The organism is Rhizobium sp. LjRoot30 (assembly GCF_964253915.1).
In the GTDB taxonomy this organism is placed as follows: Bacteria; Pseudomonadota; Alphaproteobacteria; order Rhizobiales; family Rhizobiaceae; genus Metarhizobium.
The window spans coordinates 1-25,652 of record NZ_CAXUSG020000021.1 but is presented as its reverse complement, the minus strand read 5'-3'; the positions used below and the strand labels follow the sequence as shown (position 1 = coordinate 25,652).

16 protein-coding genes and 1 pseudogene are annotated in these 25,652 nt (G+C 57.0%); 9 read left to right on the top strand and 8 right to left on the bottom strand.

Annotated elements, in window-relative coordinates:
* Positions 1–1,063 (bottom strand): annotated as a pseudogene (locus ACSQ3I_RS25815) (IS3 family transposase); the annotation flags it as partial.
* Between the two features lie 158 nt (positions 1,064–1,221).
* Complete coding sequence (locus ACSQ3I_RS25810) at positions 1,222–2,940, bottom strand: DUF4214 domain-containing protein (protein ID WP_436003717.1); 1,719 nt, start codon at positions 2,938–2,940, stop codon at positions 1,222–1,224.
* 450 nt (positions 2,941–3,390) lie between these two features.
* Here ACSQ3I_RS25810 and ACSQ3I_RS25805 point away from each other — a divergent pair, with 450 nt between their 5' ends.
* The 4 genes from ACSQ3I_RS25805 to ACSQ3I_RS25790 are packed head-to-tail and all read left to right on the top strand — an operon-like array spanning position 3,391 to position 9,476.
* Positions 3,391–4,869: a class I SAM-dependent methyltransferase gene (locus ACSQ3I_RS25805; RefSeq protein ID WP_436003715.1), complete on the top strand. Its 1,479-nt coding sequence runs from the start codon at positions 3,391–3,393 to the stop codon at positions 4,867–4,869.
* Positions 4,869–5,957, top strand: coding sequence for a glycosyltransferase family 4 protein (locus tag ACSQ3I_RS25800; protein WP_436003713.1), 1,089 nt, complete (start codon positions 4,869–4,871; stop codon positions 5,955–5,957). Before ACSQ3I_RS25805 ends, ACSQ3I_RS25800 begins: the two co-directional genes overlap by 1 nt.
* Entirely contained in the window at positions 5,954–8,356 is a 2,403-nt protein-coding gene (locus tag ACSQ3I_RS25795; protein WP_436003711.1) for a glycosyltransferase, read from the top strand. Before ACSQ3I_RS25800 ends, ACSQ3I_RS25795 begins: the two co-directional genes overlap by 4 nt.
* 25 nt (positions 8,357–8,381) lie before the next feature.
* The gene (locus ACSQ3I_RS25790; RefSeq protein ID WP_436003709.1) at positions 8,382–9,476 is read left to right on the top strand and encodes an acyltransferase family protein; all 1,095 of its coding nucleotides are present in this window, start codon (positions 8,382–8,384) and stop codon (positions 9,474–9,476) included.
* On the opposite strand, the gene ACSQ3I_RS25785 is transcribed toward ACSQ3I_RS25790, so the two are convergent.
* From ACSQ3I_RS25785 to ACSQ3I_RS25775, 3 genes are all read right to left on the bottom strand, one after another.
* Positions 9,446–10,711: an ABC transporter ATP-binding protein gene (locus ACSQ3I_RS25785; protein WP_436003707.1), complete on the bottom strand. Its 1,266-nt coding sequence runs from the start codon at positions 10,709–10,711 to the stop codon at positions 9,446–9,448. The two genes, ACSQ3I_RS25790 and ACSQ3I_RS25785, sit on opposite strands and share 31 nt — an antisense overlap.
* Positions 10,708–11,508 (bottom strand): ABC transporter permease, encoded by an 801-nt coding sequence (locus ACSQ3I_RS25780; protein ID WP_436003705.1) that lies wholly within the window; start codon positions 11,506–11,508, stop codon positions 10,708–10,710. The genes ACSQ3I_RS25785 and ACSQ3I_RS25780 overlap by 4 nt, the downstream gene beginning before the upstream one ends.
* An 84-nt stretch (positions 11,509–11,592) precedes the next feature.
* A complete protein-coding gene (locus ACSQ3I_RS25775) occupies positions 11,593–12,747 on the bottom strand; it encodes a glycosyltransferase family 4 protein (protein ID WP_436003703.1) in 1,155 nt (384 codons plus the stop codon).
* Positions 12,748–13,126: 379 nt separating this feature from the next.
* Between ACSQ3I_RS25775 and ACSQ3I_RS25770 the strand changes: the two genes are divergently transcribed.
* Positions 13,127–15,052, top strand: coding sequence for a DUF4214 domain-containing protein (locus tag ACSQ3I_RS25770; RefSeq protein ID WP_436003701.1), 1,926 nt, complete (start codon positions 13,127–13,129; stop codon positions 15,050–15,052).
* Between the two features lie 83 nt (positions 15,053–15,135).
* Here the strand turns inward: ACSQ3I_RS25770 and ACSQ3I_RS25765 are convergent, their stop codons facing one another.
* Positions 15,136–17,070 carry a DUF4214 domain-containing protein gene (locus ACSQ3I_RS25765; RefSeq protein ID WP_436003699.1) on the bottom strand — a complete coding sequence of 645 codons (1,935 nt, stop codon included), beginning with the start codon at positions 17,068–17,070 and terminating at the stop codon, positions 15,136–15,138.
* Between the two features lie 241 nt (positions 17,071–17,311).
* Between ACSQ3I_RS25765 and ACSQ3I_RS25760 the strand changes: the two genes are divergently transcribed.
* A complete protein-coding gene (locus tag ACSQ3I_RS25760; RefSeq protein ID WP_436003697.1) occupies positions 17,312–18,466 on the top strand; it encodes an acyltransferase family protein in 1,155 nt (384 codons plus the stop codon).
* Between the two features lie 58 nt (positions 18,467–18,524).
* Here the strand turns inward: ACSQ3I_RS25760 and ACSQ3I_RS25755 are convergent, their stop codons facing one another.
* The gene (locus ACSQ3I_RS25755; protein ID WP_436003695.1) at positions 18,525–19,838 is read right to left on the bottom strand and encodes an HlyD family type I secretion periplasmic adaptor subunit; all 1,314 of its coding nucleotides are present in this window, start codon (positions 19,836–19,838) and stop codon (positions 18,525–18,527) included.
* A gap of 137 nt (positions 19,839–19,975) precedes the next feature.
* Positions 19,976–21,700, bottom strand: a complete 1,725-nt coding sequence (locus ACSQ3I_RS25750; protein ID WP_436003693.1) for a type I secretion system permease/ATPase — start codon at positions 21,698–21,700, stop codon at positions 19,976–19,978.
* A gap of 391 nt (positions 21,701–22,091) precedes the next feature.
* Here ACSQ3I_RS25750 and gmd point away from each other — a divergent pair, with 391 nt between their 5' ends.
* The 3 genes from gmd to ACSQ3I_RS25735 all read left to right on the top strand — a co-directional run.
* The gene (gene gmd, locus ACSQ3I_RS25745) at positions 22,092–23,069 is read left to right on the top strand and encodes a GDP-mannose 4,6-dehydratase (RefSeq protein WP_436003691.1); all 978 of its coding nucleotides are present in this window, start codon (positions 22,092–22,094) and stop codon (positions 23,067–23,069) included.
* 75 nt (positions 23,070–23,144) lie between these two features.
* Positions 23,145–24,089, top strand: coding sequence for a GDP-mannose 4,6-dehydratase (locus ACSQ3I_RS25740; RefSeq protein WP_436003689.1), 945 nt, complete (start codon positions 23,145–23,147; stop codon positions 24,087–24,089).
* Between the two features lie 356 nt (positions 24,090–24,445).
* A partial coding sequence (locus ACSQ3I_RS25735) for a VCBS domain-containing protein (RefSeq protein ID WP_436003687.1) occupies positions 24,446–25,652 on the top strand: 1,207 nt, incomplete at its 3' end.

Below are 25,652 nucleotides of genomic sequence, written 5' to 3'. Positions count from 1 at the left end.
CGGGCGTATGCCATTGTAAAAGGTCAGATACCGGGCAATGGCAGTGCGGGCCTCGGACACGGTCTTGTAGGCGTGGAGATAGACCTCCTTGTATTTGATCGATTTCCAGAGCCTCTCGACGAAGACGTTGTCCCGCCACGCTCCCTTGCCGTCCATCGAGATGCTGATTTCGGCATCCTTCAGCAGCTTGATGAAGTCGAGGGACGTGAACTGGCTGCCTTGGTCCTTATTGAGTATCTCCGGCTTTCCGTAGCGGGACAACGCCTCCTCAACAGCTTCGATGCAGAACGCCATCTCCAGCGTGATCGACAGCTTCCATGACAGAACCCGACGACTGAACCAGTCGACGACAGCGCAGAGATAAACGAAGCCCCGTGCCATCGGCATATAACTGATGTCCATCGCCCAGACCTGGTTGGGTCGGGTGAGGGCGAGGTTCTTGAGTAGATACGGATAGACCTTGTGACCCGGTGCGGGTCTGGAGGTGTTTGGAAGGCGATAGATCGCCTTGAGGCCCATCTTCCGCATCAGCGTCCGCACGTGCAGGCGACCGACGTTATGGCCTTCAGCATTCAAAAGCCCCTACAGCATCCGGCTGCCGGCGAAAGGATAATCCAGATGCAGTTCGTCAATCCGGCGCATGAGGGCCAGATCGACAACTGAGGCCGGTTGCGGCAGGTAGTAGACGCTGCCACGGCTGATGCCGAGTATCTTGGTCTGGCGGGAGACTGACAGTTTGTGGTTCCGGTCGATCATCGTTTTCCGCTCAGCAGTCCGGCCTTTGCCCCACCTCAAAAGCCACAAGGGCGGCCGCCGAAAAATCCTCAATTCTCCCTGGCGTCCACGTCGGCACAAATGGGGAATTTACTTCGGCACTTCTGGAGAAAATTCACGCGGCATTGACAGCGCCGTCGAGCAGATGATCTTTCCATTGCTTGATCTGGTCCGGATGCACGTCGAACTGCTGGGCGAGCTCGACCATTGTCTTTTAGCCCTTGATCGCGGCGAGCGCGACTTTCGCCTTAAAGGCGGGGCTGTGGTTGCGCCAGGGTCGTTTCGTCATCATGGCTCCTGTTCCCGGCATACTGCCGTGTTCAAAAGCCGAAAGCCACTTATCTCAACCGTTCAATTTTCCCCAGCCACCTCTGTCGGCGAGGGTGAAGGAATGAAAACAAAAAAGAGGCGGCCCGTGGGCCGCCTCCGTAGTTTATGCACATAAGGTCAGATTACAGCCATGCCGTCATTGACGAAGTTGCTGACGCCCAGGCCGCCTGCGGCAACACCGGTGATTGTTGCTGCAAGCTGAATTTCACCTTCTGCAAGTGTGCTATTGCTGTTGGCATCGTTCGCATAGAACACGTAAGCATTGTTGTCAGCGTATGCGATCAAGTATCCAGCCCAGCCAGCAGTGCCCACGGCGATGCCTGCGGCCGACGTCGGCAAAATGGAGTCATTCAGGGCATCAAGCATATCAGCCCCAGTGACCGTGGCGTCGAATGCAGAGCTAAAGTTGTTATTGAACTCTACAATTGCGTCGGCGCTTGTTGTGCGGGATGCAAGATTGAAGTTGCCAAAATTGAGGAAGCCGTTCGGAGTAGCCGTAAAGCTTTCAAACTGACCAGAAGCAATACCGCCGCTGATATCGGCCGTAACGTTAGCATCAGCTACCCGAAGGTCGTCAAAGCCGGTTTCGAAGTTGTTGATGATGTCGCGATTGGCATTGGATGTTGCCAGAACGATAATGTCGTCACCTACGTTAACCGCCAGGTTGATGGTATCTACGCCTGCGCCACCGTCGAAGATGTGATCATCTTCGCCGCCAGGACCACCAGACGGAGACGTGATCACGTCAGCGCCAGCGCCGCCGTTGATCGTGAGACCATTGCGGGCGCCCAGCCCCGTAATAACGTCAGGATCACCCGAGCCATTTACTGTGACATAATCCGCATCAGTATAGACTGCGGCGTCGAGCGTGGCAAAGTCAGCGAAGTCATCAACGATGTCGTAATCGTGCAAGCCGGCATCGAAGTTATCGGCGCCGTGAAGAAGCGTCGCGTCGTCCGTGTCAAGCGTCAGGTCGAGCGTTGCGTCGGTGATCGAGTAGCCGCTCTGGGTGCCGCCAGCGGTGTTCAGGCCAGCATCGGTCAGGAACGAAGAGTCGGCTTCGATGTTGGCAAACGAGTCAGAGACTTCGAAGAGATAGCCAACAGCGGAGTAGTCAGCAGCGTTTTCTGCTCCAGCAATGATGCCGGCAATTTTGCCGTAATCGGCAACAGAGATATCGCCAAGGTCTTCAGCGGTTGCGCCAACTGCCAGCGTGTACTGGGCAGGAAGTTCAGCAAGGGTAAGGCCCTGATGAAGGCTGATCTCGGAGATGATGCCACCGGGGTTGCCGGCGCCGTCGCCATCACCACCATCCGGATCCTGACCGCCCTGACCGAGCAGCAGAAGGATTGCAGCATCAGCTTCAGCTTCAGTGCCAGCATCGTCCTTGGTGACGCCGTCGATGAAGGTGCGGCCGATAGCAGCAGCATCGTCACCAGCGTAGGCGTCGATCTCAACCTGCTGGTCGAGATGAGTGGTGAAGATGTTAGCAGCGGCGATCTTGGCGTTGACGGTCGTCAGGTCGTCGTTCTGTGCTCCATCAAGGATAGCGATAGCGATGTTGTTGATGGTGAGGCGGCCGGCTTCGAGTTCGCCAACGTAGAAGTCGACGCCAGCGGCTTCGCCATCACGCTCGAACAGAGACTGGTAGATCGAGTTAACGATCTGCTCATTGGTCATGCCGGTAAAGCGAGCCTGATATTCAGTGGTCGATGCCAGGTCGCCAATTGCGGTCAGGTCAGCGCCGTTATTCGTTGCTTCATTGAAGAATGCGAGGCCGGCCGGGTCGGCAGGACGACCGAAGAGCGCGACATAAATGCCTTGGATGGTAGCCATGATTTACTCCCTCTTACACGCTCGCTTCATGCGAGATGAGGTTTTATTAAACCCATCTGATTTAGTTAATCAATTGTAAAGTTTAGGATTGGTTAACTTACCAAAAAAAGGCGAAAAAAAATATTGACAATATAAAAAATTAATATCTTTTCTGACCAAGATTTGAGAGTATGTATTTTTAATTTATTTATTAAATAATTTAAGTACCTAATTTGGAATTATAAAATATAAGTTTAGTCTAAAAGTTCAGAGTGATTGTGAGATTGGTCACAGCAAAAAATGAAACCCAATCTATGCGATATATTCATGGCCATGTATCGATATGGGTTGTATCAGCGTGAAACGCGCTCCGATATTTCATTCGAACCTTATGATAGTTCCAATGTTGCGCCTTCCTCCCAAGCCCGCTAGAGCGATGGCAGAAGACTTGCTATGGAGTTCGGCCCAGCTATGGACGCAGATCAAAACCGCCCCGAAACCATCGATGCGATCCTGGAGCGTGTCCGCACCGAGGTGGAGGCCGTCGATCAGGCGGAGCAGCAAAGCCGGCAGTTGCGGCGCCAGGGCGGGCTCGGTTCCGTTCCGATGATCGTCGAGCCCGATGACAGCGAAGTCATCCCGCTCGGCCGGCCCTTCTATACGATCGAGGAATTTGCAGCGCTCGATGAAGATGCCTTCCTGCGCAATGCCTATCGTGTCGTGCTCGGCCGCGAGATGGATGGTGTCGGCGGTTCCTATTACCTGCCGGCGTTGCGCAGCGGCCATATCGGCGTCGTCAGGGTTCTGTCGGCGCTCCGGCGTTCGACCGAAGGCAAGGAGCGGGGCGTCAAGATCCGCTGGCTGATGCCGGCCGCCATCCTCGACAGGCTTGCCGGCCTGCCCGTCGTCGGCAAGTTTTTCGCGCCCTTCATGAATTTCCTCGTGCGGTCGCAGACCAATCGTCGCCTCGCGACGGTGGCGCAGCGGCATGTCGAATTGATCTCGTCGGTCAATACCTCGCTGTCGGCCATTCGCAAGAACCAGGCCCATGTCGATATGCGTATGGATATCACCGAGCGCGATGCCGCCGATTCAAGGGATTTTTCGCTGAGCGCCCGCGAAGATGCCGCCAAGGCGCTCTCCGAGATCAAGGCGACGCGCCAGCTCATCGTCGAGGAAAGCCTGCAACTCCGTCGGCTGATCGACGAGGCCCGCGCCGTGCTGCCTGAAAAGCCGGCGATCCAGGAATCCGTCGAGGCGCTCGACGATCATACCCTCGACAGCCTCTACGTTGCCTTCGAAAACCGTTTTCGCGGCTCGACGGTCGAGATCGGCAAGCGGTCGGAACGTTACCTGCCGATCTTCAAGCAGACGGCACCGGTTGCCGCCGGCGGCGTGGTGCTCGATATCGGCTGTGGTCGCGGCGAATGGCTGTCGCTCCTGCGCAAGAACAACATCGCCACCCGCGGCGTCGACCTCAACGTCTCGATGGTGGCGGAGGCCCGTGCGCTCGGCCTCGACGTGCTGGATGGCGATGCCATCGCCTATCTGCGCTCGTTGCCGGAAAACAGCCTGGCGGCGGTTACCGGTTTCCATATCGTCGAGCATCTTGCCTTCAAGGACTTGGTGACGCTGTTCGACGAGGCGCGGCGGGCACTGATGCCCGGCGGCATCGTGCTGTTCGAGACGCCCAATCCGGAAAATCTCGTGGTTGGCGCCTGTACCTTCAATTACGACCCGACCCACAACAAGCCCCTGCCGCCGGATCTCTTGCGTTTCATCGCCGAGGCGCGCGGTTACGGCGAGACCCGCATCATCCGCGGCGAGGCGGATTGCGACCTGAGCCAAGCGGAAACGGGTTTTGCGCCCGGCGAGGTCAACGACTGGTTCCGGCAGCCGCCGGATTACGCCGTCTACGCCCAGAAACCGGTCGATAGCGGGCAGAACTGATGCGGGTCGGGATCGCGACGGTTCATACGCCCGGCATTCATGGCGGCGCCGAGTTCCTGGTCGACGGGTTGGTCGAGGCCGTCAGGGCGGCCGGGCATTCGGTCCACAAGATCTCCATGCCCTTCTATTTCGAGCCGATGGATGCGGCGGCGAAGACCATGGACCATTGCCTGTCGGCCAATTTCCTGCCCTATGGTGGCGGCCAGATCGACCGGATGATCTGCCTGAAATTCCCGGCCTACATGATCCGCCATCCCGACAAGCGTATCTGGCTGCTGCATCAGCACCGTTCGGCCTACGATCTCTACGGCACCCCCTATGGCTGGCTGCGTGGCAAGAAGGAAACCGATGCGCTTCGCCAGCGCATCATCGAAGGTGACAATGAAAGCCTGGGCGGTGTAGCATCAGGCAGTGCACGCGCTGTCTATACTATTGCCGAACGGGTTTGTGCCCGCTTGCGCCAGTATAATGGCATCGAGTCCAAGGCGCTGTACCATCCACCAGCCAATGCCGAAGAATTCCGGCTCGAACCGGCCCTGCCCTACATCTTCGTTCCGAGCCGCCTTGAGGGACTGAAGCGCCAAGACCTGATGCTGAAGGCGCTTGCGGCCTGTCGCTCGCCGGTGCAGGCGGTGTTTGCCGGAACCGGCAGTATGCGTAAGCATCTCGAGGCCATGGCCGAGACGCTTGGGCTCACCGATCGTGTGCGGTTCGTCGGCGCCGTGAGCCGTGCCGACATGCTCAACCTCTATGCCCATGCGACGGCGGTATTCTTCGGGCCGCTCGACGAGGACTACGGCTATGTGACGCTGGAGGCGATGCTGTCGGGCAAGCCGGTGATCACCTGCAGCGATTCCGGCGGGCCGCTGGAATTTGTGCTCGACGGTGAAACCGGCTTCGTCACGGCGCCGGAGCCGCAGGCGATTGCCGAGGCGCTTGAAACGCTGATGGCCAATGCCGGCAAGGCCGCCGAACTCGGCCGCAACGGTCGGGCGCGTTACGACGCCATGGATATCACCTGGAGCCACGTGGTCGAGACTCTGCTTGCCGATATCCCGCCGATTGAACAGAGCGGAGTTGCGCCATGAAGATCGCCATCGTCACGCCGCATCCCGTTCCTTTTGCACTCGGCGGTGCCGAAAACCTCTGGTCGGGGCTGCAGGATCATTTCCAGAAACATACGGAGCATGAGTGCGACATCGTCGCGCTCTTGTCGCCGGAAGGGTCCTTCTGGGATCTGGTCGCCTCCTACGAGACCTTCTTCAAGCTCGACCTGTCGGCCTATGACTGCGTGATCTCGGGCAAATATCCGGCCTGGATGGTCAATCATCCTAATCATGTCTGCTATATGCTGCATCGCCTGCGCGGCCTTTACGACACCTATGCGCCAACGGCCGATGACAATGCCGTGCTCAGCCAGCCGAAACTGCGCGGCCTCGTCGAATGGATGTCGGATGCCGGCGGCCGTTATCCGGATCCGGAACAGATCCCGGAACTGTTCGACAAGCTGCGCGCCCTGAAGGATGCCGGCCTGCCGGACAGCGTCTTTGCTTTCCCGGGGCCGCTCATTCGCGCCATCGTGCATTTCCTCGACAACGCGGCGCTCTCGCCGCAGCGCATGCGCCGTTATGCGACGATCGCCGGCACGGTTCGCAAACGCAAGGGCTATTTTCCCGCCGACGCCATCGTCGATGTGCTTTATCCGCCGCCGCACCGCACGGATTATCGTGAAGGCGACAGCCGTTACTTCTTCACCAGCAGCCGCCTGGATCGCCCGAAGCGTGTCGACCTGATCGTCGAGGCGATGAAGCATGTGCCGGAGGATATCCCGCTGCTGATCGCCGGTACGGGTCCTGATGAGGCGAGGCTGAAGGCGCTGGCCGGCGATGACAAGCGTATCCAGTTCCTGGGCTTCGTCGCAGATAACGACATGCCGGCACTCTATGCCGATGCGCTGGCCGTGCCCTTTGTTCCCTATGACGAGGATTATGGCCTCGTTACCATCGAGGCGATGAAGAGCGGCAAGCCGGTCCTGACCTTCGCCGATTCCGGCGGCCCCTGCGAATTCGTCCGTAACGGCGAGACCGGCTTCGTCACAGCGCCCTCGGCAAAGGCGCTCGGCGAACGCATCAGCGAACTTGCGCGCGACCCGGCGCTGGCCAGACGCATGGGCGAGACGGCGAAGCAGGAGATTGCCGCCGTTACCTGGGACAATGTCGCAACCGGCCTGCTGCAGGCCATGCCGCGCACGGTCGCCGCCCGCCCTGCCCCGCGCCCAAAACTGACGGTTGCCACCACCTTCCGCGTCTTCCCGCCGATGAACGGCGGCCAGGCGCGCGTCTACCATCTCTACAAGAACCTGGCCGAGACCTTCGATATCGACATCATTTCGCTCGGCATCGCCACCGATATCCGCAGCGAGAAGGAGATCGCCCCCGGCCTGGTCGAGATCCATATCCCGAAAAGCGATGCGCATGCCGAGGCGGAGCGCGATATCTCCAACGTCATCGACCATATTCCGATCGGCGATATTGCATCCCATACGCTGATCGGCCTGACGCCGGCCTTCGACGATGCGCTCGAACTGTCGGCAATGACCAGCAATGCCGTCGTCGCCTGCCATCCCTACATGATCAAGGCGTTGCGCAAGGCCGCACCCGACAAGCCGCTCTGGTACGAGGCGCAGGATGTCGAGCTGACGCTGAAATCGGCGATGTTTGCCGGCAAGCCGGCCGCCGATCCGCTGCTCGAAGAGGTGAAGGCGGCCGAACGGACGTGCTGGATTTCCGCCGACCGGGTGTTTGCCTGCGCCGACCGCGACCTGAAGGAGCTGCAGTCGATCTACGGGCCGACCCGGGCCTATCTTTACGAGGTGCCGAACGGTGTCGCCCTCGACGAGATTCCCTATACGAATCTTGCACGGCGCCGGCAGATCCAGGAGCGCACCGGCATCCGCGAGCGCCAGACGGCAATCTTCATGGGCAGCTGGCACGGTCCCAACCTGGAGGCCGTGGAAGACATCCTCCGTGACGCAGAGGCCGCGCCCAAAACCCGGTTCATCATCATGGGCAGCGCCTGCACGCCGTTCAAGGATCGCAAGCGGCCGGCCAATGTTCATTTGCTGGGCCAGGTCGACGATGCGACCCGCAACAGCCTGCTGGCGGCCGCCGACGTGGCGCTCAATCCGATGCGCTCCGGTTCCGGTACCAACCTGAAGATGCTCGATTATTTCGCCGCCGGCATTCCGGTCATCTCGACGATGTTCGGCTCCCGAGGGCTTGCCATCGAGCCGGACCAGCACTTCATCGCCGCCGATGGCGGGCTGGCCGGGGCGCTCGAAAAGCTGCAGAACCTCGAAGAAACGCAGCTGGACAGCATGATCACGGCGGCACGCCATCTGGTCGAGGAACATTATTCCTGGAAGGTGATTGCCGAACGTTTTGCCGCTCGGCTCGTCGAAACGGGTTTCAGTTTGACGCGCGGCTGACGGCCGGCAGAAGGAAGGGCGCGCCATGCAGTCCCGCAACATCGGCTACATCCCGGAGATCGATCATCTGCGGCTGCTCGCCGCCCTGCTCGTCTTCTGCTTCCACTTCTTCCATTTTTATGCCGGCAACTGGAAGCCTTATCCGGACCGCCCCTATCTCGGCCTGATCACCGAGGGCCATACCGGTGTCGCCCTGTTCTTCGTGCTCTCCGGCTTCATCTTCATGACCATCGCGCTGGCGAGCGAGGAGATCCGTTACGCTTCCTTCCTGCGCAACCGCATCCTGCGCATCGCGCCGCTGTTCGTCATCGTCTTCGTCGTCGCGGTGTCGATCGGTCGCGACCGTTTCGAGGCGGCGGACCTGCTTTATCTCTTCGTCACCAATATCGGCGATGCGCCGACCTCCTGGCATTTCGCCACCGGCCCGGCCTGGAGCATTTCGGTCGAATTCGCCTTCTACCTGGTTTTCCCTTTCCTCGCGATCTTCACCCGGGAACGTGGGCCTGCCTATCTCTTCCAGGCGATCGCATTGCTGTTCGTCATCAAGCTCGCCGCCTATTTCGCGACGGACAACAGCAAGCACATGCTCTATTCGACCCTGGTCGGCCGCTTCGACCAGTTCCTGGTCGGCATGCTGGCCGCCATCGCCTATGACAGGCTGAAGCCGGCGCTGGAGCGTCACGGCAAGCCGCTGCTCGCCGGCGCCCTCGTCCTCGTCTTCCTCGGAGCCGCCTTCCAGGCGCGCTGGCTCAGCTATTTTTCTGCAGAGCCGAAACAGCCGCTCGGCGTGATCTGGGGCACGGTGGAAGCCATTCTCTGGGCCGGCGTTGTGGTTTCTTACCTTGCAGCGCGGTTGCCCTGGCCCGCATGGCTGGGCCGGGCGCTTGGCAAGGGCGGCGAATGGAGCTTTTCCTTCTACATGTGGCACGCGATGATCATCTACGTCGCCCATGAGCTCTTGGGGCCGATCGGCGGCATCGGTTATCCGGCGCTCGCCTTCAACGGGCTATTGGTGCTCGTTGCCACGCTCGTCTTCGCGCGGCTGTCCTACGGCATCATCGAGCGGCCGTTCCTAGACATGCGGCTGCGTTATACGCGTGCGGCCGATCTCGCCGGCTGAGATTTCGGCGCCTTCTCCACCGTGATGGTCGAGGGCATAAAAATCTTGCCGTCGAAAACCTGCTCATGGAGATTGACGACGCTGAAGATCAGCGCGAGATCGCGCCATTCGTAATTCTGGCCGAGATGGTTTTCCGCACCCGATAGCGCCAATGCCACGGAATAGGTGCCAGGCCCCAGCGTCATGGGGAAACGGATGCGGTATTCGATCGTTTCGCCGGCTTCGAGACCTTCGAGCGCCTGCTCGCTGTAATGGGTATTGGTGCCGTACATGGTCTGGCCGAGCCGGTCCTTGACCGCGTAGCCCAGCACCAGTCGCGGAACGGCGGCATGGGTCTTGGCGGTGACGACGATTTCCGCCTCGGCGCCGACTTCCAGCGTATCGACGGGCTCACCCTCGCCGTTCAGGAGGGCAGCAGTTTCGATCGTCGCCTGGCGCGATCCGGAAATCGTCTGGATCCGGCCATTCTCCTGCAACCGGGTTTCGATCGTCTCGCCCTCCTTGCGGCCGAGAAGCGCATTGTAATAATCGAGCACGCTTTCCGGATCGCCGTCGAGCGCCAGCCGGCCGTTGTCGAGCAGGATCGCCCGGTCGCAGAGGCTGAGCAAGGCAAGCCGATCGTGCGACACCAGGATCAGCGTCGTTCCCTGCTCGCGGAACTGCTTGATTTTGTCGAAACTCTTGTGCTGGAAATAGGTGTCGCCGACGGCGAGTGCCTCGTCGATGATCAGGATATCGGGCCGGAACGCCGTCGCCACGGCAAAGGCAAGCCGCACCTGCATGCCGCTGGAATAGACCCGGATCGGCTGGTCGAAATAGGCACCAAGCTCGGCAAAGGCCTCGATCTCGGGCATCACCGCCTCGATCTCGGCATGCTGGAAGCCCATCAGGCCGGAAGCGTGGAAGACGTTCTGCCGGCCGGTATAATCGTAGTTGAAGCCCATGCCGAGCTCGAGGATGGCGGCAATCCGGCCGCGGATGTGCACGCCGCCCTCGCTCGGCCGCGTCGTGCCGGTGATCATCTTCAACAGTGTGGATTTGCCGGCGCCGTTGCGCCCGACGATGCCGAGCGCCTGGCCGGCGCCGACCTCGAAAGAAATGTCGCGCAGCACCCAGCGCTCTTCCGCAGCCGGAATCTTGAAGGAAAACCAGTTCAGCACGCGGTGCAACTCGCGCCGGTAGCGGCGGAAGACCTTGCCGAGGCCGCTGACGGTCAGGACCGGATCGTTACTCATAGGACGTCCACCATTTCGCCGCTGGCCTTGCGGAACAGAACGAGCGCCAGGCCGAGCAGCGCCACGGCACCCGCGGCGATCGCTGTCAGGCTTATGAGGTTCGGCGCTTCACCATAGGCAAGAACCCGATGATAGTTGTCGATCATCCAGAACATCGGATTGAGCCGCACGACATCTTGGAAGAGCGGCGGCAGGATGTCGATCGTATAGACGACCGGGGTCAGCCAGAAGCCGAACTGCAGGAGGATGGCGACCAGTTGCCCAACGTCGCGCATAAACACGTTGAGCACGCCGAGCACCAGTCCGAGACCGGCCGCAAGCGCGCTGGTGACGATCAGCAGGACGGGGAACCAGAGAAGCGACCAGCCGGGATGGTAGCCCACCAGAAGATAGGCGGCGACCACCAGCACGAAAAAGATCAGGTTGTTGAGGATCGCCGCGCCGACGGCGATGACCGGCAGGGCCATGCGCGGGAATGAGATCTTCTTCAACGCATTACCGTTGTCGATGAAGATCGTCAGACAGCGGTTGACGATCTCGATGAACAGGAACCACCCCTGGAAGCCGGCCATCAGGTAGATCGAATAGGCAAAGGGCGTATCGATGCCCGGCAGCCGCTGCGTCATCAATGACGACAGCACGAAGGCATAAATCACCACCTGCGACAGCGGTGCGATGACGATCCAGACAAGGCCGAGCCGGCTGCGCGCCACCCGGGCGCGAAAATCCGACTGGATTGATGTCAGGATGAAATAGCGGTAACGCCAGAGGATACTGTCGGCAAAACGGCCAGTCATGAATTACCCATGGGCATGCGTCAGGTTTTCGCCTCGCGGCTTGGTTCGGGATTTCTTAGTGCGAAACGGCCGTTCATGCACGGATTATTGGGCCAGCGCGCTGCGGTAAATCGCGGCAGTCTCCTGCGCACAACGTTGCCAGCTGAATTTTGCCGCCTGAGCGAAGCCTTTTTCGATGGCTTGGCTTCTCCAGGCCTCATCGTCCAAGCCACGTTCGAGGAGGCCGGCCAGCGCTTCCACATCTTCCGGCGCGCAGGTCGCCGCCGCATCGCCGGCGACTTCCGGCAAGGTCGAACTGGTCGAGGTCACCACCGGGATGCCGGAGGCCATGGCTTCCAGCACCGGCAGGCCAAAACCCTCATAGAGTGAGGGGAAGGCGAACAGCCGGGCACCGGCAAACAGGATGGGCAGGTCGTCGTTCGGCACGAAACCGAGATAACGCGCCCAGCCTTCCTTCTCCGCCTTGTTGATACGCGCCATCGTCTCCTCGTTGTTCCAGCCCTTGTAGCCGGCAAGTACGAGCGGGAAACGCTTTCGCAGCGCAAGCGGCATGCGGCCATAGGCATCAAGCAGTCGCACGAGGTTTTTCCGCGGCTCGATCGTGCCGGTGTAAAGGCCGTAACCGCCCGGCGTCAGGTCGTAGCGGGCAAGCACCGGTGCGGTGGTCTCGGCGTCACGCGGATAAAACTCCGCGCCGCCGGCGAGTGCTGCGGCCCGAACCTTCTCGATCGGCCAGCCGAAATACTTAGCCACCTCATGCCGCGTGTATTCCGCATCGGTGATCAGCATCGTCGCCTGTTTCAGCGCGAATTCCACCTCCTTGCGGATGAACATCACCCGCTCGGCCGGATGATGTTCCGGCATGGTGAAGACCGACAGGTCATGGATGGTGACGACGGAGCGGCCGGGAAACGGCGGCAGGTAAAAATTCGGGCCATGGTAGAGGTAGTCGTCCTTGCCTGAGAGCGCCCTACCGCGGCGCTTGTGCACCCGCTTGCGATAGATATCGAGCAGGACCGGATTGCGTGCCAGGCGATGCTTGATGCGGGTGATCACCGAGGCCGGCCGCGACTGGCTGTTGCCGGGCGTCGGCAAGCCATCGACGAATTGCTCGTCCCCGAAAAATTTCAAGTCTTCGATATCGTCGATGTCGGCGAGATGCCGGGCGAGCTCCAGCGTATAGCGTCCGATCCCGGTCATCGGAAACCGGATCGGCTGCACCGACAAGATGATCTTCATGAAAGCTGTGCTCCGTCGGTTCGCTCAGAACGGCCTGATGCCGGCGTGTGCAGGCTCTCTAAACGTCTCTGCCTGTTGTGACAAGGCGGGTTCCCGTCCCGGCACCTTTACCTTCCGCCTGTCATATCGAACGGATGCACCGTGGCATGCTTAACGACGGGTAAGCAAAGCTCGCTGTAAATTCAAAATAAAGGTTGATTGAAGCAATATTTTTAAAGTTAATTTAAAGTATATATCGATCATAAAATGCGATCGTTGAGATAAAATGTATCTCAAATTTTATCTTGTACTGTTTGTACAAACAAAAACAGACGGAAACAGGGTAATGGTCAAAACAATAAAAGTTGAAGCAACTGGTCAAACCTTTGTTGACGCTCTGTTGAATAGGACTTCTTGGGGAGATGAAGGCGTCACCTTCGGCTTCACCACATCGGCCAGCCAATATTCCAGCGTGTACGGTCAGGGCGAAACGGCCAAGGGATATCAAGCGCTGAGCGGCGTCCAGATTACCGCGGCGAAGGACGCCATGGCGGCCTGGGCAGAACTCATCGACCTGAAGATCTCGGAAAGCTCGGGCTCCACCGCCGATATTCGCATTGCCATGTCGAGCGCCCCCAAAACGGCTTGGGCCTATGCGCCGGGAACCAGTGGCGAAGCCGGTGACGTCTGGTTCGGCACCTCGGCGAGTTATTACGGCACCCCCAAGGCGGGCAACTATGCCTATCACACCTTCATCCATGAACTCGGCCATGCGCTCGGTCTGTCGCATCCGCATGAAAACAAACTCGGTACCGGCAATTACAGCGCCGAGGATGTGACCGGCAAAAGCCTGTGCCCCTGCTGCGCAGGTCTCGTTCACGGCACGGTCAGTGCCACCGATGCCAGCATCAACGTGGAGGCCGCCACCGCAGCCGGGACCACGCTGAATTTCGGCGGCAGCACGGCGGGAAGCACGATCGACGCCATGGCCTACTCGATCATGAGTTATTCTTCTTATGCCAACGACGGTCGGGACGGTTATTCGAACGGAACCTGGGATTATGCCCAATCGCCGATGCTGCGTGACATCGCTGCCGTCCAATACCTCTACGGCGCCAACTACACCACGCGGTCCGAAGACACGGTCTATTCCTGGAGTGCGACGAGCGGTGAGAAATTCATCAACGGCGTCGGCCAGGGCGCTCCCGGCGGCAACAAGGTTTTTGAAACGATCTGGGACGGCGGCGGCCGCGATACGGTCGACCTCTCGAAATATACGAGCGCGCTGAAGATCGACCTGGCGCCGGGCGGCTGGGCGAATTTCGGCAATTCCCAGGTCGCCAATCTGGGGGACGGCCATTCAGCGCCCGGCAATGTCGCTTTCGCCTATCTCTACCAGGGTGACGAACGGTCCCTGATCGAAAATGCCATCGGCGGTTCGGGCAACGATACGATCAAGGGCAATGCCGCCGACAACGTTCTCGTCGGTGGAGCCGGCAATGACAGGCTCGAGGGCCTGGAAGGAAACAACATCCTCGCCGGCGGCACGATCGGCAATGAACTATCACTCCTCGGCCTCAACAAGGCCGAGTGGATCAGCGCGACCTTGCCGACCATTACCACCGATGGCGACGACACCCTGATCGGCGGCACCGGCAACGATGTCTTCGTCGCCAGCCGGGGCAACGATACGGTGCAGGGCAATGCCGGCCTCAACACGCTGGTGATCGACACCACCCTGGCTGCCCTCGACATCGTCAAGCAGGGCGCCAACCTGGTCTTTACGTATCAGGGCGGCTCCATCAAGGCGACGGATATCGATTATCTGGCCCTCAAGGACGGCATCTATGCCATCGGCGGATCGGATGCGGTGATCGCCGAGGATGCAAATTCCGCCGTGCATGAAAACATCTCCCTCGTCTACAGCGCCGGTCTTGACCGCGAGATCGATCCGTCCGGCCTGCAGTACTGGTCGGATGTGCTCGACCATGGCGCCAGCCTGTCGGTCCTGGCCTCCGGCATCGTCGCCAGCGCCGAATTCGGGGAACGCTTCGGCAATCCGGCCGGGATGGATGACGCAGCCTTCGTCAACGTACTGTATCAGAACGTGCTCGACCGGGCCGGCGAGGCTGCCGGCGTTGCCTACTGGGTCGATACCCTGGCCGCAGGCCAGAGCCGCGCCGACGTGCTGGTGGCGATCTCGGTCAGCGACGAGAACCGCGCCAACCTGGCAAACGAACAGTCCCCATCTCACGGCGCCATCCAGGTGGATGGCATCGATCTGGTTGCCGTAACCCAGCAGCAGTGGGTGGATGTCTGGGCTTAATCGGGTTTAGCGACAAAGTTGTTGCGGATTTTTAGGTCATGACGGGAAGGCAGTCTTGCTTTCCCGTCATGATTATCGCTGAACTAGATGTACCAGATCCCATCCGCAATGGATGATGCAACGCCAGAAATGTTCTCGGGACTTTCAGAAAAGTGTGCAAGCACTTGAGCTGCCGAGACGCCGGAAGCAAGTTGCTCTTCCCAGAAGGCCGCGCCATCAGCCTCTCCTTCGCGTCCAAGGACATTCTGATAAAGCTTCGCAATATAGGCTTTTGCTGTCGGGTTGGTTCCATATACAGCCCGAAACTCGTCGGATCCCACGAATGCGGCAGCAACGTTCAAAAGACTTACGCCTGAATCGAGCTGACGGATCCAATGACCCAAGCCAACGTAATCGGGCACCCGATCGAAAGCTGCCTGGTAAATTCGGTAGCCAATTCCGGCCATCCCATCGTCATCAAAGGCGATCGTCAAATCTCGGAAACTAACACGCTCGACATCCTGAGTGATCAGGCTCAATCGGCTATTTTCAAACATGCCCCAGTCGCCACCGGGTGTTGTGATCTCGAAGTCAGTGAATGAAGCTCCAATATCGACCCTATCATGTCGAGAATCTGCTCCGAAAACCATGACATCGCCTTGCGAAGCTAGCACTGACTGATAGTCGGCGGTCAACGTTACCATCTCAACAAAAGTTGCAGAGTTTACCGCCGCCCGCTCTTCGTGAAGCAGTGGTCGTCCGCCGGTCGTATGTTGGTGACCGGTGCCAAAAAGATAGGTATTTGTGGCTTCAGGAGATCTCTCGACAATCGTATTTGCAGTTTGCTGAAGTTCGACGATCGTGTTTCGGTTGTCAATCAGTGTTGCAGTCAGGTTCTCCTGTAGGGCCGTTAAGCGTTGGATCTCCGTTTCCACAACATACATGTTGTCACGGACAGAAGAGGCGTCTTTGTAATTGTCCTTGGTATTTTGATAAAACTCTTCAGTCTTCTTCGTGACCTGCAGCGCCTTCAGATAGTTCCCAAGCTGGCCTTTGTATTCGGCTGCTTTGGCTACATAAGCTGTGTTCTTTTCATGGAGTTTTGCGTAGCTTTGCCAATCAGGATTTTGAGAGGCATCGAGAAGCGCATAATGCAGTTCAACCGCGGTTTTCGTGTCGCCAAAGCTTTTATAAAATACACCGGTCGGCGCTCGGCTAACGGAGAGATATGCTTCTGCCCAAGTGCCCGCAATCCCAAGAGTTTCCAGTGTTTGTAAAGCAATCAGCCCCAGTTGTTCATCAGACAGCCCCTCCAATCGCAGTTCATTAAGTGCCTGTAGCTCCCGTGCAGCTTCCAGCTCCAAATAAAGTTGGTTGCTGATTTGCTCACGAAACGCAATTTCTGCCTGAATATCCGCAAGAAGATCCTGGGCGTCATGCAGCGTATCATCATTCACCGGCTCCTCTGGTTGCTCTCCGCCGGGATCCTCGCCCGGCCCACTCGGACTTCCGTCCAGCCAATCGCCCCAGCTTTGCTCTCGGACTCCGGTAGCATCTCCTTCTACCACAAGCGCGCGACCAGAACCGCCGCCTATAGCTCCTCCGTTGATGACGAGAAAGAAGAAGGGCGTAAAGCTCCCGCCGGCTTGACCAGGATTGACGGTCAGCTTGTCCATGTAGGACATATTGTCTCCGCCAGGATTATAAATGCCCAATGTATTGTCTAGCACTCTCTGTGAACTGGAGTTTTCGAACTCGGCGTAATAGCCGCCAGTACCAAAAAAGAGTTGAATCAATCGGACGCTATTAATCTGTGTTTCATTGCGAATCACAGATGTATCTCCATCATTTTCGATGCGCGCGTCGCTCAATATAGAGTAAACATCACCTATAAGCGGCTTATCAACTCTGATGTAATGCGTCCCACGCTGTGAAAAATCGAGAGATCGCGCAGAATTCAAACTTATCGGATCCAACATCATTGTAAGGAGATCGTAATCCGGTGCATAACCCTCACGATAGAAATAGGAAGATGCCATAACTGCCCCATTAATTATTACATAATGGAATTATAAGATTTAAATTAATAAAAATGTCAAACAAAAATTATCAATATTAATTTTAAACAATATTTATTTTCGACAATAATTAAATATATTTTCAAATTTTATGAAATTACGATTTTTACGCTTTAAATTACTCCGCGCTTGATACGGAAAAAAGAACTGCAGTCTCGCGCAAGGTTACTCATTATTTATGGGCCCAAAAAGGCTTGGGCATATGTATCACAAATCACGCATTGAGGTCGTCCAGGCCTTGAGGGGCATTGCTTCGATAGGAGTCCTGCTCTGGCATTGCAGTTTCTTTGTCAGCCCATATGGAAGCGGTCTGGGAACGCTTCTTTTTTATCCAGCCTCAACAATGGCTGTAGATTTATTTTTTGTGATCTGCGGCTTTGTCATGGTTGTTTCTTGCTATAGTAGCGACGGACTAACGATATCGCCGCGCCTTTTTTTTATAAAGCGAGCGGCACGGATCATTCCACTCTATACCGTTTATACTCTTACAATCATGGCTATGGAGGTGGCCTCAGACCGGCATAGTTGGGATCTGCTGATCCGCAGCCTAGCCTTTTATCCAGAGCATAATGCAGCTTATCCAAATATATTTTCACCCTCTTTGATCGTAGGGTGGTCGATCCAATATGAAGTGTATTTTTATATAGCGGTTTTTGTTTCTCTATTTTTTAAAGAGAGCTTTTTCAGATTCCTTGTTTTTGTATCGATAGTGACTATCCTTGCTCCTCGGATTCTTACCGGTATTCCTCTATTTGACCCCTACTATCAACAGTTGGAAAATTTTCCCGCTCTAGCTATTGCGACCAATCCGCTGAACTTTCTATTTCTGGCAGGAATGGCGATAGGGCTTATCTACCGTTCAAATTTTTCTTTTCCAAACAAATATTGGTCAATATCTCTCAGCGCAGCAGCCATAATAGCTCTGATAACGCAATATACTTTCCATTGGAAACTTAATCATGGTATTCATGGCGTTGGTACGACAGTCATAATATTCTTATTTATATTGACGATCGCAAGCAAAAATATGAATTTTGCCATTCCAAGAGCCGTCCTATTTTTAGGAAATATTTCGTTTTCACTCTATCTTTCGCATCCAACCGCAATTTGGATTTACATTTATACAAAAAATGTATTTGGGATTATAAATCCGTTCGGCGGATGGCTCGCTATATTTTTAGTATTTTCAATATCTATCGTATTATCTATAATTACATATCATTTTGTCGAGGTAAAATTTTCGAAGTGGTTGGTAGATAAATTGCAAAACGCAATTATATTCTCCATTGTCGAGGAAAAATTCGTGTGGGCTAAGGAATATATTCGATACAAAATTACAGCAGCTTTTAATAATTAAAAATGGTTTTGCCTAAAGCCACAATCATGGCTTTAGGCCGGAGATAATCAGCAAGCTATTATTTCTCGCGCATGCTTTTATGGAAGGCATCCGTCAGCGGCTTGATGATGTATTCCGCAAAGGTCCGGTCGCCCGTGGCGATGATGACGTCGGCCGGCATGCCGGGGAGAAGGCGGCCGCGGATCTCCAGCGGTACGTCCTTGTCATCCACCTCGATGCGAGCCATGTAATAAGGTTCCTGGCCCTGCTGGGTCGGTTCGATGACGTCTTGCGAAAGGACGGTCAGCTTTCCAAAGATCGCCGGAGTCGTGCGGCTGGAGAAGGCGGAGAAGCGCACTTCCGCTTCCGTGTCGAGCTTGACGCTGTCGATATCGATCGGCCGGATCTTGGCGTTGACGATCAGGTTGTCGTCGAGCGGAATGACGTCAAGGATCGGTTCTGCGCCACGGATGACGCCGTGTGTCGTGTGAACGCGGATGTTCTGAACCATGCCACGCACCGGCGCGCGAATGACGGTGCGGTTCAGGATATCCTTGGCAACGGTGGTGCGTTCGTAGACTTCGGCAAGCTGATCGCGGATGTCGCGCAGTTCGCCGCCGGCCCGTTCCACGAATTCCTGGCGGATCTGCACGATCTGTAGTTCGGTTTCGGAAATCGTCTGGCGCAGCTTGGCGATCTCGGCAGTGATTTCGCCATGCTTGCCGTCGAGCTCGAGCTGACCGCGCGTCATCTGCGACAACTGGTTCGTGCCGACGACACCGGTCTTCTGGCCCTTGGTGAGACGGTCGATCTCACTCTGCATCGAGTTGATCTGCTTACTGACGGCGCCGAGCTGTTGGACGAGCCCTTTCACCGCTTCGTTGAGCTGATCGATACGGGCGTTCAGGATTGCGGTCTGACCATCCTTGGTCCGCTTCCGGTCCTGGAACAGCGTCTGTTGCAGGGCGATCGCATCCTTCGCGGACGCGGCGTCGAGTTCTTCCAATCCCTCCGGCCACTTGACCTCGGAGGCATCGATGCTTTCCGCCAGAAGACGGGCTTCCGTCGCCCGCAGCAGCGTCAGGCGCGTCCGCAGAACAGTGTAGTTGCCCTGTGCCTGCGTCGGATCAAGCTTGATGAGGGGATCGCCGACATTGACGACCTCACCTTCCTTGGCGACGATTTCGGATATGATACCGCCTTCCAGGTGCTGGATCGTCTTGCGGTTCGTTTCTACCGAAACCGTTCCGCCGGCGACGACGCCGCTTGCCAGGGGAGCTGTCGCTGCCCACGTGCCCAAGGCACCCAGTCCAAGAAAGATCGTCGCATATCCGGCCGTGATATAGGGCGCGGGCGAGAAATTCTTGCTCTGCTTGTCGTCTTTCTTTTTCATCTTACGGCCTATCTAAAGCAACTCCGGAAAACCCGATGCGGTTTATCTTTGGACTGCGTAACAACAAATGGAGAGAGCAGCTCCGGCGACCCCGTCTCCGGGATCGCATTCGCCATGTCATCATCCTACCTGACGGATCAGGCAATATTGCGGTTTTGCCCGTTTTCGATTTGTGCCGGCGCGGTCGCGGGAACTGCTGGCTTCGGCTGGAGAACGTCGCGTGTCGGGCCAAAGGCGCGCATCCGGCCGTCGGCCAGAATAAGTGTCTTGTCTGTCAGAGCGACCAAGCTCATCTTGTGGCTGACGACAATGATCGCCTTGCCCTGCAATTTTAGCTCGGCGATGGCTTGGGCCAATGCTTCTTCACCTTCATTGTCAAGGTTCGAATTCGGCTCATCGAGGATTATGAGCGCCGGATCGCCGAACAGGGCGCGGGCAAGGCCGACGCGCTGGCGCTGGCCACCCGAAAGTTGACGACCGCCGACACCGATCTGGGTTTCGTATCCGTCCGGCAGATTCTGGATCATCTGGTGCACGCGAGCGAGCTGGGCTGCCTTGATGATGTCTTCTGCTTTTGCGCCCTCTTTGAAGCGTGCGATGTTTTCAGCAATCGTACCAGCGAACAGTTCGACGCTTTGCGGCAGATAACCCAAGTGATTGCCGAGTTCGTCCCTGTTCCAGTGCTGGAGTTCTGCACCGTCGATACGGATGGCGCCGGAAAGAGGCTGCCATACGCCGACCAGTGATCGGATCAGGCTGGATTTGCCTGCACCACTTGGGCCGACGACGGCAACGGCTTCACCCGGCTTGACAGCAAAAGTGACACCCTGAAGCAGCGGCGTTCTCGAACCAGGCGCAACGACGATCAGCTGGTCTACCGTCAAATTGCCGGTCGGAGCCGGCAATTCGGTGCGCTCGATCTCCTCCGGAACTTCGCGGAAGATCTGGTTAAGACGCTTGTAGGCAAGGCGGGCGCCGATGAACTGTTTCCACTGGCCGACGACCTGATCGACCGGCGACAGCGCGCGACCCATCATGATCGATGCGGCGATCATCGAGCCGGGCGATATTTCGCCTTCGATCGCGAGATAGGCGCCGGCACCGAGGATAATCGTCTGCAGCGCCATACGTACGAATTTGGAGGTAGACAGTAGTCCACCAGCACGATCGCTAGCACTTGCCTGCTTTTCCAGCATACTACGATGCATGGCATTCCAACGGCCACGCAGGCTAGTTTCCATGCCAAGGGCACGGATTACTTCAACATTCTGCAGGGTCGAGTTAGAGAAGTGCTGCGCCGCTTGGGAATGACCGGCCGCTTCAGCCAGTGGCTTCTTCGTCATGAACTCGTTTGCGATGGCAAGGGCGAAGATGATCAGGGCGCCACAAGTTGCAATCCAGCCGACAATCGGGTGGAAGAGGAAACAGACGACCAGGAAAACGGGGATCCACGGCACATCGCAGATGGCGATAAGGCCGGAACCGGTGAAGAATTCGCGCAGGCGATCAATATCCCCGAGAGCAAATTCCGATCGTGCCTGCGGCTGCTTTAGCGTGCTGGTGACAACACGGGTGAAGACGCCTTTGGCGATCATCTGGTCGAACCGCAGGCCAGCGCGCACCAAGACGCGCGAACGAAGCCACTCCAGAAGGCCGTAGACCATCAGCATCGCCAGCGCAATCAAGGTCAACATCGCCAGCGTCATCTCGCTCCGACTGTGCAGCACGCGGTCATAGACCTGCAACATGTAGAGCGGACCGACGAACATCAGAGCGTTGATGGCGATACTGAACATGATCGTTGCGAAGAGAATTGAACGATATGTCGTCAGTGCAACCTGAAACGGATTCTCATTTTTCATTCGGCAATTCTTCCAATCGCGATGCCAGAACTGAGCCGCGGCCTGTAAACTTCAGAATCCGCTTACTGTTGAACAGCCTAACATAGGCTCCACCGTTTATTAAGAAACGAAAGCTATGCGTAGCTGCTTTATTTGATTAATCGGTTAAGATGCCCGCCAATCACTAATTTCCCATAAAGGCAACGCGGTCGCGGCGCAATGCCGCCATCCTGCCAGCGGCAAATCGTCCACCCCATCCACCTCGTGGGAAACCGGATCTTCCTGGAATAAAGCCTTCCTGCTTGAACATGGCATATGCTTTCTATAACAGGCTCCCCCAAAGCCAACAGCCTTGCGCCCGCTATTGTCGACCAGTCGGGCAAAGTTAAGGCAGGACGATCAGGAGTTTGACGTGGCAAAAAAGGCATTGATCACGGGTATCACCGGACAGGACGGCGCCTATCTCGCGCAGCTTCTTCTGTCGAAGGGTTATGACGTTTACGGTCTGGCGCGGCGCTCCAGCACTTCGGACGTCAATCTGAGCCGCCTGCAGTGGCTCGGTATCGAAAAGGACGTGCGCATCGTCGACGGCGACCTGCTCGACCTGTCGGGCCTGGTGCGCACTGTCACGGACATCAAGCCGGACGAGCTTTATAATCTGGCCGCCCAGTCCTTCGTCGCCTCGTCATGGCAGCAGCCGGTCCTGACTGGCAACGTCACCGGTCTCGGTGTCACCAACGTGCTCGAGGCAATCCGCCTGGCCAAGCCAGATACCCGCTTCTACCAAGCCTCGTCTTCTGAGATGTATGGTCTCGTCCAGCAGCCGGTGCAGTCGGAAACGACACCCTTCTATCCGCGTTCGCCTTATGCCGTCGCCAAGCTCTACGGCCACTGGATCACCGTCAATTATCGTGAAAGCTTTGGTATCCACGCCTCGAGCGGCATCCTCTTCAATCACGAATCGCCGCTGCGTGGCATCGAGTTCGTCACCCGCAAGGTGACCGACAGCGTTGCCCGCATCAAGCTCGGTCTCTCCAAGGAGCTGCGCCTCGGCAATACCAGCGCCAAGCGCGACTGGGGCCATGCCAAGGACTACGTCCGCGCCATGTGGCTGATGCTGCAGCAGGAGACGCCCGACGATTACGTCGTTGCCACCGGCCGCACCTCGACCGTGCGCACCATGTGCGAGATCGCCTTCTCGCATGTCGGCCTCAACATTGACGACCATCTGGTCATCGACGAGGCGCTGTTTCGCCCGGCGGAAGTGGAAATCCTGCTCGGCGACCCGGCCAAGGCCAAGGCCAAGCTCGGTTGGGAAACCAGCATCTCCATGGAAGAGCTGATCCGCGAAATGGTCGATGCCGACATGGCGCGCCACCGCAAGGCTTGAGACTTTTCACCGCCGGGAGGCCCTCCCCTCCCCGGCGGCGGAAAACATTTGGGGTCCGAAGCTAAAGGTCCGGGCATGTCAAAGCGTCGTCTTCTCGTCACCGGGGCTCGCGGTTTCGTCGGCGGCACGCTGATCCGGGCGGTCGCATCTCCTCTATGGGGCGACAGGTTCGAGCCGGTCGATTTCGTCGATCCGCAGACGGCAAGCGCCGCCGACCTGCGCGATGCCGAAGCCGTCGACCGGGCGGTTGCCGCCGCCAGGCCGGACGCGGTCATTCACCTCGCCGCCATTGCCGCACCACGCCAGGCTAAGGATGAGCCGCACACTGCCTGGCAGGTGAACCTCATGGGCACCTTCCATCTGGCGCAGGCCGTTCTGCGGCATGTGCCGGCGGCGCGCTTCGTCTTTGCCGGCAGCTCCGAAGCCTATGGCGCCGCCTTCAACCGCAGCGAGGTCCCGCTCTCCGAGGATGCTGCCCTCGAACCGATGTCGCCCTACGGCGCGACTAAGGCTGCCGCCGATATCATGCTGCGGCAGATGGCGGGCGATGGATTGCAGGCGGCGATCTTCCGGCCGTTCAACCATACCGGTCCCGGGCAGCTACCATCTTATGTCGTGCCGGCCTTCGCCAACCAGATCGCACGGATCGAAGCGGGGCAGCAGGACCCTATTCTACGGGTCGGGAATCTCGAGGCCCGCCGCGATTTTCTCGATGTGCGCGACATCGTCCATGCATATCTTAAAGCGGCAGACCGGGATGACCTCGCTGCCGGTGAGACCTTCAATCTGTCTACCGGCGCACCCATGCAGATCGCCGATATCCTGGCGCTTCTGACCAGCATGGCGCGGGTTCCCATCACCGTAGAAATCGACCAAGACCGCTATCTTCCCAACAATATTCCGGTAATGTCCGGCGACTGCGGAAAGGCGGAAACGCTACTCGGCTGGAGTCCCATTATTCCGCTGGCGCAGACGCTGGCGGATATTCTTGATGCCATCCGTCTAAAACAGCTCAATTGAATCATAAATATAATAAGTCTTGCCTAGCGCGCTGCGCTATTTCGGCGTCGCTCACAAACCGTCAACATCTATATTTGAAAATTTATTCGCTGTTATCGGCAAAATTTTTAGGTAATTAAATATTCAAAAAACATTCTCAAGCTTAAAATGTTTTATTCAAGTAAAAATCGTTGTTTGTATAAAAAATCATTATCTACAAAAAACCGTGCAATACATGGATTTCCCTCACTGTCGATAGCATCACTAAAACCTTTTTTGGGACACTTAACCAATCCTAAACTTTACCATTGATTAACCAATTCGGATGGGCTTAGTAATTCCTCACGTAAGGATTTTATGGTCTGAGGGGGCCAGTCATGGCGAGTATCCAGGGAATTTATGTCGCGCTCTTCGGTCGTCCTGCCGACCCGGCAGGCCTCGAATTTTACAACGGTAAAACGAGCAATGGAGCAGATTTGACCGGAATCGGCGACTTGGCCTCGACTGAGGAATATCAGAGCCGCTTTTCTGGTATGACAAACGAGCAGATCGTGAACTCGATCTATCAGTCTCTGTTTGAACGCGATGGCGAAGCTGAAGGCGTTGCTTACTTTGTGGGCGAGCTTGAAGCCGGTCGCCTTAACATCAACAACATCGCAATTGCGATTCTTGATGGTGCCCAAAACGAAGACCTTGATACCGTAAATGCCAAAATCGCGGCAGCCGATCTGTTCACGACCCATCTCGATCAGGCGAACGAACTTGCGGCTTATAATGGTGCAGACGCGATCACGGTTGGCCGTGAATACATCGCCTCCATCGACACGCAGAATCCAGGCACCGCAGCGAATGCAGACGAAGCTATCCTTCGCCTGTTTCCCGATGAAGGTCAGGGGCCAGACGGCGGAAATGGCGGCCTCCCGGTAAACACACCTGCTGTTATCAAAGGTACCATCACTGGCGACGTCATCGAAGACGGTGCAGCCATAGAACTAAGCATTGACAAGCTTGCTTTGGGTGAAGTCGAATATACTGGTATCGCCAAGGGCTCGTTGACCGCTACTGACCCGAACGGCACCGAAGGTTTCCGAGAAGCCACTCATAAAGGCACTTACGGTTCGCTGACGATCGATATCAAAGGCAACTGGACCTACACGATCGACAACAACTCGTCCACGGTACAAGCGCTGCATGGCGGCGTTACCGTCACGGACGCCATCATTGTTCAGTCGGCTGACGGCACGAATCAGATTGTCACCATCAGTGTTCATGGCGTCAACGACAACGCGACATTTACCGATAATGCGGAAAGCTATGAAGTCGTTGAAGGTGTTGCGTCAGGCACTGTGACGGTTGCCGATGTGGATAGTACCGAAACCTTTGGCGAGGCTTCGGGCACGGATGGCGTATATGGTAGTTTCACCTTTAATTCCGAGGGAAGTGAAGGCAATTGGACCTATCAACTCGCAACAGAAGGCGAGAAGAAGCTTGCCTACGACAAACTTTCAGAAGGCGAAACAGTTACTGAAACACTGACCGTCACGTCTGCTGACGGCACCTCGCATAAAATTGAAGTGACGATTT

Bases quoted from the DNA above. Each gene is read 5' to 3' on its own strand.
- ACSQ3I_RS25810 (WP_436003717.1), bottom strand. From the start codon at position 2,940: ATGGCTACCATCCAAGGCATTTATGTCGCGCTCTTCGGTCGTCCTGCC.
- ACSQ3I_RS25805 (WP_436003715.1), top strand. From the start codon at position 3,391: ATGGACGCAGATCAAAACCGCCCCGAAACCATCGATGCGATCCTGGAG.
- ACSQ3I_RS25800 (WP_436003713.1), top strand. From the start codon at position 4,869: ATGCGGGTCGGGATCGCGACGGTTCATACGCCCGGCATTCATGGCGGC.
- ACSQ3I_RS25795 (WP_436003711.1), top strand. From the start codon at position 5,954: ATGAAGATCGCCATCGTCACGCCGCATCCCGTTCCTTTTGCACTCGGC.
- ACSQ3I_RS25790 (WP_436003709.1), top strand. From the start codon at position 8,382: ATGCAGTCCCGCAACATCGGCTACATCCCGGAGATCGATCATCTGCGG.
- ACSQ3I_RS25785 (WP_436003707.1), bottom strand. From the start codon at position 10,711: ATGAGTAACGATCCGGTCCTGACCGTCAGCGGCCTCGGCAAGGTCTTC.
- ACSQ3I_RS25780 (WP_436003705.1), bottom strand. From the start codon at position 11,508: ATGACTGGCCGTTTTGCCGACAGTATCCTCTGGCGTTACCGCTATTTC.
- ACSQ3I_RS25775 (WP_436003703.1), bottom strand. From the start codon at position 12,747: ATGAAGATCATCTTGTCGGTGCAGCCGATCCGGTTTCCGATGACCGGG.
- ACSQ3I_RS25765 (WP_436003699.1), bottom strand. From the start codon at position 17,070: ATGGCATCTTCCTATTTCTATCGTGAGGGTTATGCACCGGATTACGAT.
- ACSQ3I_RS25760 (WP_436003697.1), top strand. From the start codon at position 17,312: ATGTATCACAAATCACGCATTGAGGTCGTCCAGGCCTTGAGGGGCATT.
- ACSQ3I_RS25755 (WP_436003695.1), bottom strand. From the start codon at position 19,838: ATGAAAAAGAAAGACGACAAGCAGAGCAAGAATTTCTCGCCCGCGCCC.
- ACSQ3I_RS25750 (WP_436003693.1), bottom strand. From the start codon at position 21,700: ATGAAAAATGAGAATCCGTTTCAGGTTGCACTGACGACATATCGTTCA.
- ACSQ3I_RS25740 (WP_436003689.1), top strand. From the start codon at position 23,145: ATGTCAAAGCGTCGTCTTCTCGTCACCGGGGCTCGCGGTTTCGTCGGC.